Genomic DNA, 15,167 nt, shown 5'->3' with positions numbered 1-15,167 from the left:
GAGTGTCAATTTCTTGGTACAATTTGCAGACAACCCTTAGAGAGCTACTTCCCCAAGACCGAGTTAAAGCTAATCACCGTTGTATTAATTTTGTAAATGAGCCGGAAAAAGGTTGTGTCCGCATAGATTGTGTAGCTGACACACGGATAGAGTCCAACCCCTATGCCTATTGGACAGATGGTCAGAAAGATAATCAAACGCAGCCCCTAAACTCAGATGTTGCCTCCCAAGAATTAGCAACAAAATCGATTAGAGCTAAACTAATTGTTGCAGCAGACGGGATTAATTCTACAGTTCGGAGGCTGCTTTACACAGATACTCAATACCATGATTTTGCCCGACCTGAATACTCTGGGTTTGCAGCTATATTTTGTATGGAAATAACTGAGATAGCAAAGGAACTGTTGACGAAATTAGAAGAAGATTTTTTTCAAGACTCAACAATTGTAACAATCACTAATGATGAAATATCGGGAAATTCTGTTTGTATAAATAACATTAGGATAATTTTATTTCACAGAGAAACTGGTGAACTAGGATACATAATAAATCTTGCTTTGGCTTTAGATTCGTTGCAAGGAAAGTCTGAAAGTTCTTTAATTGACTTAGCTTTGCAAAAGTTGGAAAAGGCAGGCTTTCCTGATACGCTCAAGCAATTAGTAAGTATATCTCCTCCTGCCAAGATGCAGCAGCGTCCATACTATATTCACCACGCTACCATTTCTGATTCTCTACAAGTTTCTAACTCAACTGGTCTCAATACTGAAGCTGATCCTGCCAAAATTCCACCACCCTGGAGTGTAGGGCGAATCGTATTAGTTGGCGATGCCGCACATGGAATGCCTCCCTTCATCGGTCAAGGAGCTAATCAAGGATTTGAAGATGCATTAGTAGTTACAACACTCATCGCTAAAATTGCTGAGGATAATAACTGGGATGATTCGCAAGCTATAGCCAAAGCCTTCGAGAAATATGAGTGTCTTCGCCGCCCATTGATGGCATATGTCCAACAGGCAACATTAAAACAATCGCCCTACCCGTCAGACAAAGAGTTGCAAGAATACACCCAACAGGTGTATCGCCGCAATTTCGACCAAATAATAGAGGCATTGTAGTTTACCGTCTGTGAAAAATTTTGATTACAATGCAGATGTCCGCGTGCTGTCTATTCACGTAAATCCAGAAGATAATCAATGAGTAATCAACTACAAGACTACAATCCTAGCGGCGTAGGTGAAATAAATGGCAATCTCTTAGGTTTGCCCTGCGATTATGAGTCTGCAAACCTGATTGTCTTTGGTGTGCCGTGGGAAGTCACCGTTTCCTATGGTGCTGGCACTGCTAATGGTCCACAGCGAATTCTCGATGCTTCGACTCAACTGGAGTTGTTCGATTTTGATAACCCTGATGGTTGGAAGCAGGGAATTTTCATGGTGGAAATTCCCCAAGATATTGTAGAGAAGAACACATACTACCGCGCCTTGGCAGCAAAAATTATTCAGCGATTAGCCCAAGGTAAACAACTCTCAGATACACCAGATTTAACACCTGTGCTGACAGAAATTAATCAGGCTTGTCAACAGGTGAATCAATGGCTGTTTGAAAATTGTCAACAAGCAATTAACAAGGGTAAGCGAGTTGCAGTCATTGGAGGAGATCACAGTTCTCCGTTAGGTTATTTCCAAGCATTAGCGGCTAACTACCCAAACTATGGCATTTTGCACATTGATGCCCACGCAGATTTACGCGATGCCTATGAGGGATTTGAGTTTTCCCATGCGTCTATTATGTTTAATGCGATGAAAATACCGCAAATTTCCAAGCTAGTGCAAGTGGCTTTGCGTGATATTAGTCATGATGAAGTACAAATCATTGACCAATCTAGCGATCGCATTATTGCTTATTACGACCCAGCCATTAAGCAAAAGCTTTACTCTGGAACAACTTGGATTGATTTGTGCCGAGAAATTATCAGTCATTTACCTGAATATGTTTACATTAGCTTTGATGCAGATGGTCTAGATCCAAAACTCTGTCCGAGTACAGGTACTCCTGTTCCCGGTGGGTTGGAATTAGAGCAAACATTTTGTCTGTTCCGAGAATTGGTCAATAGTGGGAGAAAAATTATTGGCTTTGATATCTGCGAAGTTGGTGATGGGGAGTGGGATGGTAATGTTGGGGCGCGGGTTGTTTACAAGCTGGCAAATTTGATGGATTTATCTCAGCAGAAAACTTGACACTCCTCGCTCTAAAGAGACGGGGATTCTTGGTTCATCGAGACCACTTAAACTAGGTTCCTTGCGTTACCTAGCCCAGAGGTGGGACTCTCCCCAAGCGTTAACTTTCCGAGTGCCCCTCGGTAGTTGCATTACTGCAAGTCCTGTTTAATTGAAACAAATCGTCTCAAAATTCTGAGTCGTCTAGCTCCGATGAATCTTTTACCTACTGCTAGGAGGAAACTAGAACAATGCAGTAGAACCGCATAGATTGAATTGTCAAGGTACAGATTGCCGTTAGGCAGTTGGGTTTTTATACAGGTTGATTACCTTTCCTGTTATGATTAATGGTAGTGCAAAGCCATCACCATGTCAACAAGAAAAAGACCTAAAGTTTACCAACTTAGACTGAGCTATGACGAGTGGGAAAAATTAAATCAATATGCACTATCAAAGCAAATTTCGGCGGCAGAGATTTTGCGCGACTATATCAAGAGACTGCCAAGGCAGGATAAATCCTGCACCGAGCCTTCATCCCCGGTCTGAAGCACAAAATGCGGCACTACGTGCTTATTCTTCCGGGGTTTTCGGCATCTTCCTTATAAAGATGTTGGTAATCACAAGCTTTTGTGCGTCTACACTCCACTTAAAAGCCTGATCATTGAGGTTCTGAACTTGAAGCTTGCACCTTTTAACACCAATTGTCGAGCTAAAAAGGCCCAAGCGTAGCCCGTCGGAGCTATCGCTCCACTTAAAAGCCTCACCATTCCACCTTTGAACTCGGAAGTGGCAATTCATACTTTCACTCAGCAACGCCCTTTTTCTCACACTCCCTCCTCAAAGCGGTTTTTGAGAAGGTACACCTGTAGTACGAGGAAAATTAGCTGGTGTGTTTGCTACCTTACGCACATAAAGGCAATGACGGATGCTATCACTTAGAGGAGTGGTAAATTTTTCAATTAATTCAATTACGCCACCTAGCTGGTTAACAGTATTTTGCAAAACTGTGGTTTCTTCCTCTGTCCAATTACCACGATAAATTATGGCTAAACCACTTTGTTTGAGTAATGGTAGGGCATATTCTGCACAAACAGAAGCTGTGCCAACAGCGCGGATCAAGGCAATATCGTAAGCTTGTCGGTGCTGGGGGTGCTGACCGATTTCTTCAGCCCTACCAACAAGAGTTTTGGCATTGGTCAGGGCAAGTTCAGTTAATATATTGTCGATAAAAGTAATTTTTTTCCGGGTTGAATCCATCAGAGTAATTTTACAATTAGGTGCAATAATTGTCACTGGAACACCCGGAAAGCCTGCACCCGTGCCAATATCAATCATAGATGCGGCTTTTTGAAGAGATGGGATAAATTGCCCCTGTGGCGCAATTCCTCGCAGAGAATCCCAGAGATGTTTTTCCCAAAACTCTTGGGGGTCAGTGATCCGAGTTAAATTTAGTTGGCGATTACCTTCTAGAATTAATTCATAAAGTCTCTGGAATTGTGCCTGCTGTTGGACGGTTGGTTGCCAATTGAGAGTTTGCTGCCAGATTTCTGCCATCTCAGGCAATAAGTTAGTCATTAGTCATTAGTCATTAGTTATTCTTTCTTCCCCCACTCCCCAGTCCCCCTTTCATACTGCTGGTAGAGGTTCTTTAATTTTGGCTTCTAGTGTCTTTGGGTCTACTGATTCTAGTTCACCGTGGTTGAGTGTCCAGCAACGGTCTGCGATCGCTAACAGATCCCCAGCATCGTGTGTCACTACTAACAGCGTCCAATCTTGTTTCAGTTTCGCTAATAAATTTACCAGTTGCCGACGCATTGACCAATCTAACCCAGCTGTGGGTTCATCCAATAATAGTAAATTTGGCTGGCGAATCAATTGCACTGCCAAAGCTAAACGTCGTTGCTGACCACCACTCAAAGCATGGGGAGCAGCAGAAAGCGATAAATGCTCTAATCCCACCTCAGTCAATGCCTGTCTAACTCGTTCTGACCCTAACTCAGGATGTCCTAAACGCAATTCTTCTAAAATCGAACCACCGCAAAAGTGCCGCTCTGGAAACTGAAATACTAACCCAGCCAATTGTTGTAGCTGTTCGGCTATCAGTTCTTGTTCCCGCCAGAAGAGTGCGCCGGTAGTGGGTTCGGCTAGTCCCGACAAAATTTCTAATAAAGTACTTTTTCCTGAACCACTGGGGCCAATAATCAGACCTAGCTGCTGCGGTGCTAATTCCAAGTTGATCGATTTGAGAATCGCTGTTGGGCACGCTGCGGGGTGATAATTTACATTTCGGAGATAGAGCATTTGTTAAGATTACCAAAAAGTCAGCAAATTACTGATTAGCTACACTGAGAGTATCTGAAAAATTCTGGAAAAATTCATAGCGCATTACCTGGATTAACACCTTAATTTAGCAGCAAGAATCATCCACTTTTCCTCCATTGTGGCAGACTCACTCTTAAACAATGGCTTTAACTTGCCTAGGAACATGGAAAAATTACCAAAGTCAACTTTTATATAAGAAAATTTTGGTTGAAGCAGAGGCAAGTTAAAATTAACTATTTTTGCATTCTAAGTAACACATACAACTATTTCAACCGCAATTATTCTGAGGGTTAAAATGACTAAAAGGTTTTCTTCGCCTCGATTAGTAGTGTCTGCTAGACTTACTACCCTTGCTCAGACTGCTTTTGGCGCTGCGATCGCCTTTGGCGTTGCCCCTTGGGCAATCGCACTTAATTTGTGGGTAAATCCCTCCCTGGCTGGCGATCCGTTTCGCAATCGCGAACCTCATCAAATTGGCGATCAAACAGAAGCAGCTTTTAAAGCGATTTTCCAACAGGGCAACTATCCAGCAGGAGAGCGTTATCTGCAACAAGCAATATCCAAAGAGCCAAATGAACCTCTAGCTTATGCCATGATGGCATCTTTAGCATACGGAAATAAGGATTGGGCTAAACTAGACACCTACAGTCAGAAAACTCTAGAAACTGGACAAAAACTGATTCCTAGCGATCCATTGCGTGGTAATTTATACACTGCTGTTGGTCATTTTTTAGAGGGTGCAGTAGTTATCACCCGTGAGGGTACAGTCAACGGTGTGCCGCAAGCCTTTAGTCGGTTGCGGCAAGTTTATGAATATTTAGACAAAGCCGAAGCAATTTCTGCCAACGATCCAGAACTGAATTTAATCAAAGGTTATATGGATTTATTATTGGCGGTTAATTTGCCTTTTGCTAGCCCAGATCAGGCAATTGCAGGGTTAGAACAAAATGCTGCTCCTGGGTATCTAGTAGATCGGGGTATTGCTCTTGCTTACCGCGATTTAAAAAGGTATTCACAGGCACTAGAGTATGTCAACCGAGCGCTCAAAACCACATCCGATAATCCAGAAATTTATTATCTCAAAGCCCAAATCCTGAAAGAACTGGGGCAAAAAGAAAAAAGCCAGCAGATGATCCAGGAAGCGATCGCTAATTTTGACAAAGCATTGACTAAAAAATCCCAACTCCCAGGCGATTTAGTCAAACAAATTGAGCATGAACGCAAAAATGCTGTTAGTCTGAACAATCCTAGATAATTGGGCATTGGGCATTGGGAATTGGGCATTGGGCATGGGAGACAGGAGTTCTTGAATTTTGAATTTTGAATTGATTTCTCCCCACTCCCTACTCCTTACTTTGATATGCTTATTTTCAGAAGAGTAATTGAGATATTAGACCAAAATGGAGATTCAGTTCCGCGAAATTAATCCTTTTGATATGTGGATTTGGCTGAAATTCAGCACAAATCCTTCTGCGCGTGAAAAGCAGTTTGTAGAAGAAGTTTTCAATTCCTGGTTTTATCTGGGTAAATTGGGTGCATTTAATGCAGAGAATCTTCAGGTGCAGGACACTGGACTCGATATCAGCTACATGAATTATGATGGACAAGGGTATGACAAAAGCCTGCTAGCACTGATGCACAACATCGGTGAGTTTGAATATGAGGGACAGTGGGGGCGTTGTTGGTTTGACTTAGGAACTAGTGATGCGATCGCTCTGGATATTTTAATCAACGCCCTCACACAGCTAAGTGAGGAATATGTCACCATTGAAGAATTATACATCGGTGGCGAAAATTCAGATTGGTCTGTTGAGGATAGCGAAAGTCGTCCTCAGTCTATTTACGATAATTAGTTATAAAAATGAATAAAGCAGGCGAAATTCGGGTAATAGCCTTGGGGCTAATTCGGCATGGCGATCGCATATTTCTTTCTGAAGGCTACGATCCCGTCAAGCAAGAAACATTTTATCGTGCTTTGGGTGGTGGTGTTGAATTTGGCGAAACCAGCCGCGTCGCCTTAGAACGGGAGTTTCAAGAGGAAATTCAGGCAGACTTAATGAATATTCGCTATTTGGGTTGTATAGAGAACCTGTTTACATTTAATGGTAGGCAAGGTCATGAAATTATTCAGCTTTATCAATGTGACTTTGCTGATTACAAATTTTATCAACTGGAAAGTTTAGTTTTTTCCGAATCACAAACTCATAAACATAGAGCGTTATGGATAGATATCTCTCGCTTAAAATCTAGGGAATTAAGATTAGTACCTGAAGTATTTTTTGACTATTTATAAAATATCTGGAAATTTACTAAGATTGCTTTGCTTTTAATTATGCCACCGCACTCAGCAAAGACACAATATACTGGTTGAGACTAACGCCTTCCCGTTCAGAAGTCTCAGCTAGACGTCGATGTAAAGATTTTGGCATCCGTAGTAATAGTTTACCGCTATAGCTATCATTACTACTTGGTAAGGGAATATTATCGCCGACTTCATAAGCTGTCTCAATCCACAATTCCCGCGCCTCATTGAGATTTGCTACTGTCTCTTCAAGGGTTTCGCCTTGGGTAAGACATCCAGGTAAATCTTTAATTTGAGCTACATATCCCCCCTCTGGGTCGGGGTAAAGTATTACAGGGTACTGAAGATTTAAATAATATTCTAAGGACGGCTTCTCAATCTGCTGGTTCTTCTGGTTCGGTGTGTTCATTAATCCACTCTTCTAAATTTAAGCGATCGCTTGTTGCATTTAGAAAAAAGGCGATCGCTCGAATTAACGCAGATTGGCGTAAGTCCTGTTTAGATTTCACTGCCGTTGCTGCACAGTAAACGCTCATTTTTTGATCCAAATTGGGTATGCGATCGCATCTTGTTCATTGGCAGGTAAATTTTTGAGTTTGGCGATCGCTTGTTCAAGTAGCTCAGTCATAGCTGTTAATCGTTACGAAAGTCATATTATAGCAATCCTAAATCATTCGTGAGAGACAAAATCGCTGAAAGGGTTTAAAATAGTTACTTTTAATCTCAGTATTTTCTCACGTTTCAATTCGGATTGCTTTATAAATTATCTCTACTTGCACTCTCATCCTGTCGTCTGACGAATTCAACGGCTGTATATTGCCAGCTAGGGTAGATCACGTTGGTTAGTCAATAATAGAGTTATTTGTTGCGCCAATATCCTTCAACATGGGTTCCATCCTTACGACGATAACCTTGAACATAGACTTTTCCACTTGAGTTACTTGATGAATTACTGCCCCAGAAGTTAGTCGTAGTCCGTTGCTGGTTGGATGTACTGTTATCCCGATAATTATTAGTAGTTCGGTGTTGATTTACTTGTTTGGGTTTTTCCTCTTGCTGCGTAAGTGATGCATTAAGTAATTCAATCAGTGCACCAAATTGATTTACTTGTTTGATTTTTTCCTCTTGCTGCCGCTGTTCTTGTCTTAGTTTGTCTGCCTGTAGTTGCTGCTCTCTGTTGAGACGTTCTTCTTTCTGTTTCTCTAATCTCAAACGTTGCTCTCGCAGGCGAAGTCTCTCTTTTGCACGTTGCTCTTTCTTGCGCTCTTCTTCTTGGCGTTTCCAGTCTCTCAACAATCGCTCCCAATCCTCCAAACCTAACTGGGGATTCTTGATTGGAGGCTGAGATGTTTCCCAACAAAAGCTATAAGGCTCAGTTTCAAAGTTAGCACCAACGGAGCTAAACGTAGATTGATTTAGCTTTTGACTATTTACTTGAACTTGTTGAAGGATAAAGTTTGGCAACGATGGAACCAGACCAACTTCAGGCTGCTTTTTTCCAAAAAGTCCTTCAAAAAAACCAACTTTTGAAGGTTTAGGAATTGCGCTTTCAAGAACCCAAAATTTGACTGTCTTATCCCAGCTACTACTTACAAGTACCTGATTATTAAAACAAAAAGCGACTGAGCTCACTCCTGCTGAGTGAGCAGGGAAAGAGGAATCTAGAGTACCTGTTGTCAGATTCCAAATCTTAACGTAGCCATCATCGCCACCGCTTACGAGAAACTGACCATTAGAACTGAAACTTAGACTACGTACACTACTTGAATGCCCTTGAATATAGCATTTAGATAATCCAGTTTGCATATCCCACAGAATAATATCCCCATCATCATCACTGCTTGCAAGAATTTTTCCATCAGGGCTGAATACAACTACACGTACATCTTTTGAATGGGTTGAAAATGAGAAAATCTCATCATGCATATTAGTTCTCCAAATCTTGACTTTATGATCGCAACCACCACTCGCAATCAATAAACCATCAGGACTAACAGAAACAGACTGCACGTAACTTGAATGTCCTCGAAGGGTTTGAATCTCCTTCCTTTCTTTCAAACTAAAAATTTTAACTGTATTGTCATCACTTCCACTTACAATAAAGTCATAAATTGGAACCACAGCGACTGCCGTCACGGGTTGAGAGTGAGTGGTAAAAGTTAATAATTCCTGAGATGTTCTCAAATCCCAAACTCTAATGGTGGCATCATCGCCACCGCTAATCAAACCATTTCCTTTGGGAGTAAAGGTAATGGAGCGAACAGATTTTGTATGTTCAAACGGATGGGTCAAAAGTTGACCATTATTGAGATCCCATAATCTAATTGTATTGTCATCGCTGCCACAAGCAATAATTTGGCGGCTTGGATTTATGGATAGGGAGCGCACACCACCGAACCAACTAGAGTCACCATTGAATGTGTGAGCTGGATACCATGATTGATTCATAATCTCCTGCAACCTTTCTGCGGTTTAGACAACTGAGTTATTTGATCAGTATTCCCAAAATTCTCAAGCTATCTAACGTAGGTAAAATAAAATTTTGATCCAAATCGGGTATGTAATCTGCGGGAATAACGGTGTAAGTGAGATCACTTACCGTGGAAGAAAAGCGCGATCGCCTCAATCTAAACCAATAAGCTGTTACGCTTGGTATTTCTAAAACGACATGCTGCTTGTTTTATGGTTTAATACGGCTAAATCCGAGTTTTTTTGCTAACTGTTTGAGTTACACAACAAACCCAGATTGTGCAAACACCTTTATCGTCTTATTGATCACCTCAATTTCAGACAGTTCTACAATAAAGGCAAAGACGTTGAGGTTGAATTAACCTAATGCGTGTACCTAAAACAAACCCAAAGATAGCAATGCCTTCACCAAGCCTCTACGAAACTGATTTTTACGCTTGGACACAGGAACAAGTAACTTTACTTCGCAATGAGCAGTGGAGTCAGATTGATCTAAAAAATCTGATTGAGGAGATTCAATCTTTGGGTAAACAGCAACGTCAAGAATTGCGAAACCGTCTGAGTGTGTTGATTGGACATTTACTAAAATGGGAATACCAGTCAGGACGCCGTAGCCGTAGCTGGTTAGCAACACTTCGGATTCAACGCTTAGATATTGCTGAACTGCTTGAAGACAATCCTAGCCTAAAGCCCTACCTTGAAGAAGCACTTCGCAAAGCCTACCTTAAAAGTGTCGAATTAGCTGTTGGAGAAACAGATTTGCCCAAGCGGACTTTTCCGGTAGAGTGTCCCTACAGTTTGGCAGAGATTGTGGACTATGATTTCTACCCCGGTGAACCAAGCAAGTTACTAGATGAATCCGAGCAGTAATTTGAAATTAAAGTAAATCTTCTTCAGATAGCTGGGCTATTTTCATCAAGGCTTTCAAGGTTCCAACTTTCAAATCTTGATTGCGGTGAACAAGAATTGACAGGATTTTTTGTACTTCAGGGTTTTCATAAATATGATGGCTGCCAGTAATTCTTTGCAAAACCCAACCTTTTTGTTCCACAATCTTACAAAGTTGTTTGCCAGAAATCGATTTCATACAGCAATTTCGACAACTTGATCTGTTGACTCAATTGCATTACGACTGTTGGCAACTTCAAGCCAACCTTCAATAGCGTCCTTTAAATTAGCCATCACCTCTTCTATGGTGTCTCCTTCGGTAATACAACCGGGAAGCGCGGGAACTTCTGCCCAATAGCCGCCTTCTTCTGCTGGATGAATGATTGCTCTGATTTTCATAAACCTGTTGAGCTAGTTTGTGAGAATATGCTAACAACCATACTTGTTTGCTCACGAGTTTCAACTTCATGGCGTAACTTGCGAGCGTATGCTTGACTATCTGTAATATCAGGTGGTGAGTTTATCACGCCTTCACTCTGCCAATAAGCAACAAGTTCGGCTCCTGTCTTGGGAGGATTTGCTAAAACCTGTCTCACAGAAAGAATCCGAAGAATGTATTCAGAAACAGGAAGGTTTAACTCAGAAGCTTCAGTAAAAAGCTCGTTTTCTAGCTCTGGTGGCAAATCAAGATTAATATTCACTCTGGTTATCCTGTGTAGGTTTGGTTCTAAATTGATAGAAACTTGAGCAAAAAGAGTAGGTAAGTAAAACTACATTGACTCAGTAAAATTCCTAGTTACCGGTGATTTCGACTAACGCTTCACCTGTTCGCAAAAGCTCTAATGCTTCTAGCAAAGTAGCACTCAATATCTCTTGCAACCGAGTATTTGATGTATTCCCGCACGTCAACCAGATAATTTGTGGTGGTGATCCAAGACGATCAACCAAGTCAACAAAGTCACTATCCTTGGTTATAAAGATAACTCCTCTAGCTTTGGCTACTTCAAAAATCTCAAGGTCTTCAGCATCTCTCAGCCCAACATCGCGTAAAGATAATGCTGTTATCCCAAAAGTGCTAGTAATCCAAGTTGCGATCATAGGTGATAAATTTGCATCTACCCAGATCATCATGCTACTAACACTGGATGATTAAGCTTACGCGAGGCGTATAAAAGCGATGCTTTGAGATCATCGGACTCAAGATCGGGCATTTCTTCCAAGATTTGTTCAGCACTAAGTCCAGATGCAAACAAGTCCAGTACATCTGATACCCGAATTCTCATGCCTCGAATGCATGGACGACCACCACATTGTTTGGGATTAACTGTAATTCTTCTAAGTAATTCTGACATAGATTTTCACTTGATGACTAATCTTTTTCTACCGATCAAACAACGGCCGCCTCTGGAATCGCTCCCTGCATTCTCCCAAAAGCATCAATCAAACTCTGCAATTGTTGATCTGCCTTAAAAACTCCTAACCCGCGCACCGTAACTTTCCCAGGAGAATACACAAAGCGCGCCTTGAGATTTTCTGGTAAATTCGCCGCCAATAAATTCCAAGCTGGTTCCTCCATCGGCGTTTCTAAAACGATGTGCTGCTTTTGTTCTGGTTTAATCCGGCTAAATCCGATTTTTTTGGCTAGCTGTTTGAGTTCCATGACTCGCAAAAGTTGATTTGCAGGCACCGGTAAATTACCATAGCGATCGCTCCACTCGGCTGCAATCTGCTTTAATTCTGATTTAGATTTCGCTGTCGCCACCGCCCGGTATGCACTCATTTTTTGATCCAAATCGGTAATGTAATCTGCTGGGATAAATGCCGTGAGGTTGAGATCAATCTGGGTATCCTCCACTTGCGGAATTTCTTGTCCTCGGATTTCCCGAATTGCTTCTTCCAGCATTTCCATATATAAATCAAAACCGATGGCATCCATTTGACCGGATTGTTCTGCACCTAGCAAGTTACCCACGCCTCTGATTTCCATATCGCGCATCGCTAGCTGATACCCAGAACCGAGCTGAGTAAATTCCTGAATTGCTCGTAAACGTTGCCGTGCCGCATCAGATAACATCCGTTGCTTCGGATAAAATAACCAAGCATGAGCTTGGATACCTGCACGTCCCACACGACCGCGTAATTGATACAGTTGTGCCAATCCAAAGCGATGAGCATCTTCAATCAAAATGGTATTTACTCGCGGAATATCTAAGCCAGATTCAATAATTGTCGTACAAACGAGGATGTCTGCGTCGCCATTATTAAAGGTGAGCATAGTTGATTCTAACTCGCTTTCATCCATTTGACCGTGAGCGATCGCAAACCTAGCCCCCGGAATCACTTCTCGTAAATTTGCTGTTGTCTCTTCAATTCCATCCACTCGTGGAACTACATAAAATACTTGTCCACCTCTGTCTAATTCTTGACGAATTGCACTGCGGATACTTTCAGAATTTATCGGTGATAGATGGGTTTTAATTGGACGTCTGGTTGGAGGTGGCGTGGTAATCAAACTCATTTCCCGAATTCCCGACAAGGACATATACAAAGTCCGGGGAATGGGAGTGGCGGAGAGAGTAAGCACGTCCACCTGAGTTTTCAGGCTTTTAATTTTCTCTTTCTGGTTTACTCCAAATCTTTGTTCTTCATCCACCACCAACAGTCCTAAATCCCGGAATGTCACACCTTTACCTAAAAGTTGGTGTGTACCAATTACTACATCTAATTCACCAGTTGCTAATCGCTTTTGAATATCGCGGCGTTCTTCAGCCGAACGAAAACGGTTGAGTAAACCGACATTTACGGGGTAAGGTGCAAAACGTTCTTTGAGTGTATGGTAATGCTGCTGTGTTAAAATAGTCGTTGGCGCAAGGAGTGCCACTTGTTTCCCGGCGATGACTGCTTTGAAAATAGCACGAATCGCCACTTCCGTTTTCCCGAAACCGACATCGCCACAAATTAAACGATCCATTGGGCGATCGCTTTCCATGTCTCGTTTCACATCTTGAACAGCTTTGAGCTGATCCGTTGTGGGTTGATAAGGAAAAGAATCTTCTAATTCCTCCTGCCAAGGCATATCACCTGGAAAGCTAAAACCTTGTTGTTGCGATCGCGCTGCATACAGTTTCAACAAGTCCACCGCCAATTTTCTGATCGCTTTGCGGACTTTATTCTTCGTATTTTCCCAAGCTTTCCCAGTCATCCGGTTGAGTTCCGGCGCTTTATCACCTCCGGCGCGAAACCGAGATAAAGCACCGACTTGATCGGCTGCGACTCTTAGTAACCCGTCACCATACTGCACCGCTAAATAATCACGGGTTTCGTGATTAATCGTCAAGCTTTCCAGCTTGACAAATTTGCCAACACCATGATTTCTGTGAACTACATAATCGCCTGGACGCAGCTTATTGGGATCAACTTGTTTAGAAGTAGCTTTGTGGCGCTTGCGGATATAGCCGGGAGTCGCCAAGGAATGTTGCCCAAAAAATTCTCGATCTGTAACGATTACCAAACGGTACGTAGGCAGGATAAAACCTTCTAGTTCTGCAAGACCAGAATATTTTAAGGCTATGGGAATATGGTTGATTTGCAGCTTATCGATCGCTAGGTAGTCGCGGGGATTCGGGATAAATTGAGCCGGACAATCATGTTCTTGTAAAAGCGAGACGGAACGCGAAGGTTGAGCAGAAAGCAGCCAGATCGAGAAATTGCGATCGCGTTCTTGGCGTATAGTCTCAGCTAGTTTACCAAACTGGTGTGGCATGACTGGAACAGGTCGGCTGGCCAGATTGATCCCACTATTTTCCTCTGACAGTTCCGATAAATATAGTGTTTTAAATTTGGCAATATCAGTCAAACACTCATCAAACGACCGATGAATCTTAGGTAATGTTAGGGGAGTAGATTCTTCCCCATGCCCCATTCTCCATTGTTCTTCCGCATTTTCTACCCAGCGATCGCTATGAGCATGACACTGTTCTGGCTCATCAATCGCAATCAGGGTATTTTCTGATAAGTAGTCTAGCAGAGATGCTGGTTGCTCGAAAGCCAAGCCCAAAAACCGACGACTACCCTCCAAAAGTGATGAATTCTCAGTGCTGAGTTCCGAGTCAGAATTTAACTCATAACTCCTAACTCCTAACTCAGAACTATTCTTCAGTGCCGCTATCACCACGGGAGCAAAGCTAGTGGGGGTAAGAATTAACTGGTCAACTTTATCGAGGGCGGAACGTTGGGTTGCTGGGTCAAATTCCCGCATTTGCTCGATTTCATCCCCAAACCATTCTAGCCGGACTGGAAACTCAGATGAAACCGGGAACACATCAACAATATCCCCCCGTCGGCTCCACTGTCCTTCCGTTTCCACCAGAGGCACCCGTTCGTATCCCAGAATAGTTATTTTCTCACTGAAAGCATTCAAGTCTAATTCCATCCCCCGCTTCAAGGTAAGACAGAATTCCTGAAAAGCTGCTGGTGGTGGCAAGTGAGGTTGCAGCGCCCCTTGAGTAGCCACAATTGCTAAATTTGTTATTTGTCCTACCCTGCGGGAAGCCGCAGAAGCGTCTATGTCATTTGTCCTTTGTCCTTGGTCTGTTTCTAATGACAAATGACTAATGACTCTTGACTCTTGAATCTTGATCAAATCTGCCAATACCTGCATTTGCCCCCAACTCATCTCAGTTTCCGGGTCAAAAGGTTCGTAGGGAGAAGCCTCGGAGGTGGGGTAAAAATGTACTGTTTGCCATCCCATTGCCTCCAGTTGTGCGTAAACGCGTCCAGCTTCTTCCAGAGTGGCGCAAATCACGAACAAATCCTTGCCAGTAGCCCGCGCTAAAGCCGAAGCCACCAGAGCCTTGGGCAGCCGGGGAATGCCATTTAACCGTAATTCTTGTTGTCGGTTTAGCTTAGAAATAAATTCAGTGGTGAGCGGCGATCGCGCCAAGGCACGCACAATAGAAGAAAATGACATA

Annotated in this window: 17 protein-coding genes; 6 read left to right on the top strand and 11 right to left on the bottom strand. The window is 42.6% G+C overall.

Annotation, left to right across the window (positions count from 1 at the left end):
* Positions 1–2 precede the first annotated feature (2 nt).
* Positions 3–1,115 (top strand): FAD-dependent monooxygenase, encoded by a 1,113-nt coding sequence (locus V7K31_RS31580; protein WP_335100481.1) that lies wholly within the window; start codon positions 3–5, stop codon positions 1,113–1,115.
* Between the two features lie 78 nt (positions 1,116–1,193).
* Positions 1,194–2,237, top strand: coding sequence for an agmatinase SpeB (gene speB, locus V7K31_RS31575; protein ID WP_335100479.1), 1,044 nt, complete (start codon positions 1,194–1,196; stop codon positions 2,235–2,237).
* An 816-nt stretch (positions 2,238–3,053) separates the two neighbouring features.
* Here the strand turns inward: speB and rsmG are convergent.
* Both rsmG and V7K31_RS31565 read right to left on the bottom strand, forming a co-directional pair.
* Positions 3,054–3,791, bottom strand: a complete 738-nt coding sequence (gene rsmG, locus V7K31_RS31570; protein ID WP_335100477.1) for a 16S rRNA (guanine(527)-N(7))-methyltransferase RsmG — start codon at positions 3,789–3,791, stop codon at positions 3,054–3,056.
* Positions 3,792–3,842: 51 nt separating this feature from the next.
* Positions 3,843–4,517 carry an ABC transporter ATP-binding protein gene (locus V7K31_RS31565; protein ID WP_335100475.1) on the bottom strand — a complete coding sequence of 225 codons (675 nt, stop codon included), beginning with the start codon at positions 4,515–4,517 and terminating at the stop codon, positions 3,843–3,845.
* A gap of 316 nt (positions 4,518–4,833) precedes the next feature.
* Between V7K31_RS31565 and V7K31_RS31560 the strand changes: the two genes are divergently transcribed.
* The 3 genes from V7K31_RS31560 (at position 4,834) to V7K31_RS31550 (ending at position 6,831) form a co-directional block, all read left to right on the top strand.
* Positions 4,834–5,793 carry a Sll0314/Alr1548 family TPR repeat-containing protein gene (locus tag V7K31_RS31560; protein WP_335100473.1) on the top strand — a complete coding sequence of 320 codons (960 nt, stop codon included), beginning with the start codon at positions 4,834–4,836 and terminating at the stop codon, positions 5,791–5,793.
* 145 nt (positions 5,794–5,938) lie between these two features.
* On the top strand, positions 5,939–6,391 hold the full coding sequence (locus V7K31_RS31555; protein ID WP_335100471.1) for a DUF3531 family protein: 453 nt from the start codon (positions 5,939–5,941) through the stop codon (positions 6,389–6,391).
* 8 nt (positions 6,392–6,399) lie between these two features.
* Positions 6,400–6,831, top strand: coding sequence for an NUDIX hydrolase (locus V7K31_RS31550; protein ID WP_335100469.1), 432 nt, complete (start codon positions 6,400–6,402; stop codon positions 6,829–6,831).
* 37 nt (positions 6,832–6,868) lie between these two features.
* On the opposite strand, the gene V7K31_RS31545 is transcribed toward V7K31_RS31550, so the two are convergent.
* The 3 genes from V7K31_RS31545 to V7K31_RS31535 all read right to left on the bottom strand — a co-directional run bounded on the left by V7K31_RS31545 (position 6,869) and on the right by V7K31_RS31535 (position 9,288).
* The gene (locus V7K31_RS31545; protein ID WP_335100467.1) at positions 6,869–7,249 is read right to left on the bottom strand and encodes a type II toxin-antitoxin system HicB family antitoxin; all 381 of its coding nucleotides are present in this window, start codon (positions 7,247–7,249) and stop codon (positions 6,869–6,871) included.
* Complete coding sequence (locus V7K31_RS31540) at positions 7,215–7,376, bottom strand: hypothetical protein (RefSeq protein WP_335100465.1); 162 nt, start codon at positions 7,374–7,376, stop codon at positions 7,215–7,217. The genes V7K31_RS31545 and V7K31_RS31540 overlap by 35 nt, the downstream gene beginning before the upstream one ends.
* A 322-nt stretch (positions 7,377–7,698) precedes the next feature.
* Positions 7,699–9,288 (bottom strand): hypothetical protein, encoded by a 1,590-nt coding sequence (locus tag V7K31_RS31535; protein ID WP_335100463.1) that lies wholly within the window; start codon positions 9,286–9,288, stop codon positions 7,699–7,701.
* Between the two features lie 420 nt (positions 9,289–9,708).
* Between V7K31_RS31535 and V7K31_RS31530 the strand changes: the two genes are divergently transcribed.
* Positions 9,709–10,179 (top strand): DUF29 domain-containing protein, encoded by a 471-nt coding sequence (locus V7K31_RS31530; RefSeq protein WP_335100461.1) that lies wholly within the window; start codon positions 9,709–9,711, stop codon positions 10,177–10,179.
* A gap of 7 nt (positions 10,180–10,186) precedes the next feature.
* On the opposite strand, the gene V7K31_RS31525 is transcribed toward V7K31_RS31530, so the two are convergent.
* The 6 genes from V7K31_RS31525 to mfd form a co-directional block, all read right to left on the bottom strand.
* On the bottom strand, positions 10,187–10,396 hold the full coding sequence (locus tag V7K31_RS31525) for a type II toxin-antitoxin system HicA family toxin (protein WP_335100459.1): 210 nt from the start codon (positions 10,394–10,396) through the stop codon (positions 10,187–10,189).
* Entirely contained in the window at positions 10,393–10,596 is a 204-nt protein-coding gene (locus V7K31_RS31520) for a type II toxin-antitoxin system HicB family antitoxin (protein WP_104908349.1), read from the bottom strand. The genes V7K31_RS31525 and V7K31_RS31520 overlap by 4 nt, the downstream gene beginning before the upstream one ends.
* Entirely contained in the window at positions 10,593–10,898 is a 306-nt protein-coding gene (locus tag V7K31_RS31515; RefSeq protein ID WP_335100457.1) for a hypothetical protein, read from the bottom strand. The genes V7K31_RS31520 and V7K31_RS31515 overlap by 4 nt, the downstream gene beginning before the upstream one ends.
* Before the next feature lie 91 nt (positions 10,899–10,989).
* Positions 10,990–11,328 (bottom strand): DUF5615 family PIN-like protein, encoded by a 339-nt coding sequence (locus tag V7K31_RS31510; RefSeq protein ID WP_335100455.1) that lies wholly within the window; start codon positions 11,326–11,328, stop codon positions 10,990–10,992.
* A complete protein-coding gene (locus V7K31_RS31505; protein WP_335100453.1) occupies positions 11,325–11,549 on the bottom strand; it encodes a DUF433 domain-containing protein in 225 nt (74 codons plus the stop codon). Before V7K31_RS31505 ends, V7K31_RS31510 begins: the two co-directional genes overlap by 4 nt.
* A gap of 35 nt (positions 11,550–11,584) precedes the next feature.
* Positions 11,585–15,166 (bottom strand): transcription-repair coupling factor, encoded by a 3,582-nt coding sequence (gene mfd / locus V7K31_RS31500; protein ID WP_335100451.1) that lies wholly within the window; start codon positions 15,164–15,166, stop codon positions 11,585–11,587.
* Between the last annotated feature and the right edge of the window lies 1 nt (position 15,167).

Origin of the sequence: Nostoc sp. (genome assembly GCF_036917675.1) — a bacterium.
Lineage (GTDB): Bacteria > Cyanobacteriota > Cyanobacteriia > Cyanobacteriales > Nostocaceae > Nostoc.
Note: the sequence above shows the minus strand (reverse complement) of the source record. Positions and strands in the feature narration are given on the sequence as shown.

What these genes read in the sequence shown, in the direction of transcription:
- V7K31_RS31510 (WP_335100455.1), bottom strand. Translation starts at nt 11,328, where the DNA reads ATGATGATCTGGGTAGATGCAAATTTATCACCTATGATCGCAACTTGG.
- mfd (WP_335100451.1), bottom strand. Translation starts at nt 15,166, where the DNA reads ATGTCATTTTCTTCTATTGTGCGTGCCTTGGCGCGATCGCCGCTCACC.
- V7K31_RS31520 (WP_104908349.1), bottom strand. Translation starts at nt 10,596, where the DNA reads ATGAAAATCAGAGCAATCATTCATCCAGCAGAAGAAGGCGGCTATTGG.
- V7K31_RS31560 (WP_335100473.1), top strand. Translation starts at nt 4,834, where the DNA reads ATGACTAAAAGGTTTTCTTCGCCTCGATTAGTAGTGTCTGCTAGACTT.
- V7K31_RS31530 (WP_335100461.1), top strand. Translation starts at nt 9,709, where the DNA reads ATGCCTTCACCAAGCCTCTACGAAACTGATTTTTACGCTTGGACACAG.
- V7K31_RS31525 (WP_335100459.1), bottom strand. Translation starts at nt 10,396, where the DNA reads ATGAAATCGATTTCTGGCAAACAACTTTGTAAGATTGTGGAACAAAAA.
- V7K31_RS31505 (WP_335100453.1), bottom strand. Translation starts at nt 11,549, where the DNA reads ATGTCAGAATTACTTAGAAGAATTACAGTTAATCCCAAACAATGTGGT.
- speB (WP_335100479.1), top strand. Translation starts at nt 1,194, where the DNA reads ATGAGTAATCAACTACAAGACTACAATCCTAGCGGCGTAGGTGAAATA.
- V7K31_RS31550 (WP_335100469.1), top strand. Translation starts at nt 6,400, where the DNA reads ATGAATAAAGCAGGCGAAATTCGGGTAATAGCCTTGGGGCTAATTCGG.
- V7K31_RS31535 (WP_335100463.1), bottom strand. Translation starts at nt 9,288, where the DNA reads ATGAATCAATCATGGTATCCAGCTCACACATTCAATGGTGACTCTAGT.
- V7K31_RS31555 (WP_335100471.1), top strand. Translation starts at nt 5,939, where the DNA reads ATGGAGATTCAGTTCCGCGAAATTAATCCTTTTGATATGTGGATTTGG.
- V7K31_RS31565 (WP_335100475.1), bottom strand. Translation starts at nt 4,517, where the DNA reads ATGCTCTATCTCCGAAATGTAAATTATCACCCCGCAGCGTGCCCAACA.
- rsmG (WP_335100477.1), bottom strand. Translation starts at nt 3,791, where the DNA reads ATGACTAACTTATTGCCTGAGATGGCAGAAATCTGGCAGCAAACTCTC.
- V7K31_RS31545 (WP_335100467.1), bottom strand. Translation starts at nt 7,249, where the DNA reads ATGAACACACCGAACCAGAAGAACCAGCAGATTGAGAAGCCGTCCTTA.
- V7K31_RS31540 (WP_335100465.1), bottom strand. Translation starts at nt 7,376, where the DNA reads ATGAGCGTTTACTGTGCAGCAACGGCAGTGAAATCTAAACAGGACTTA.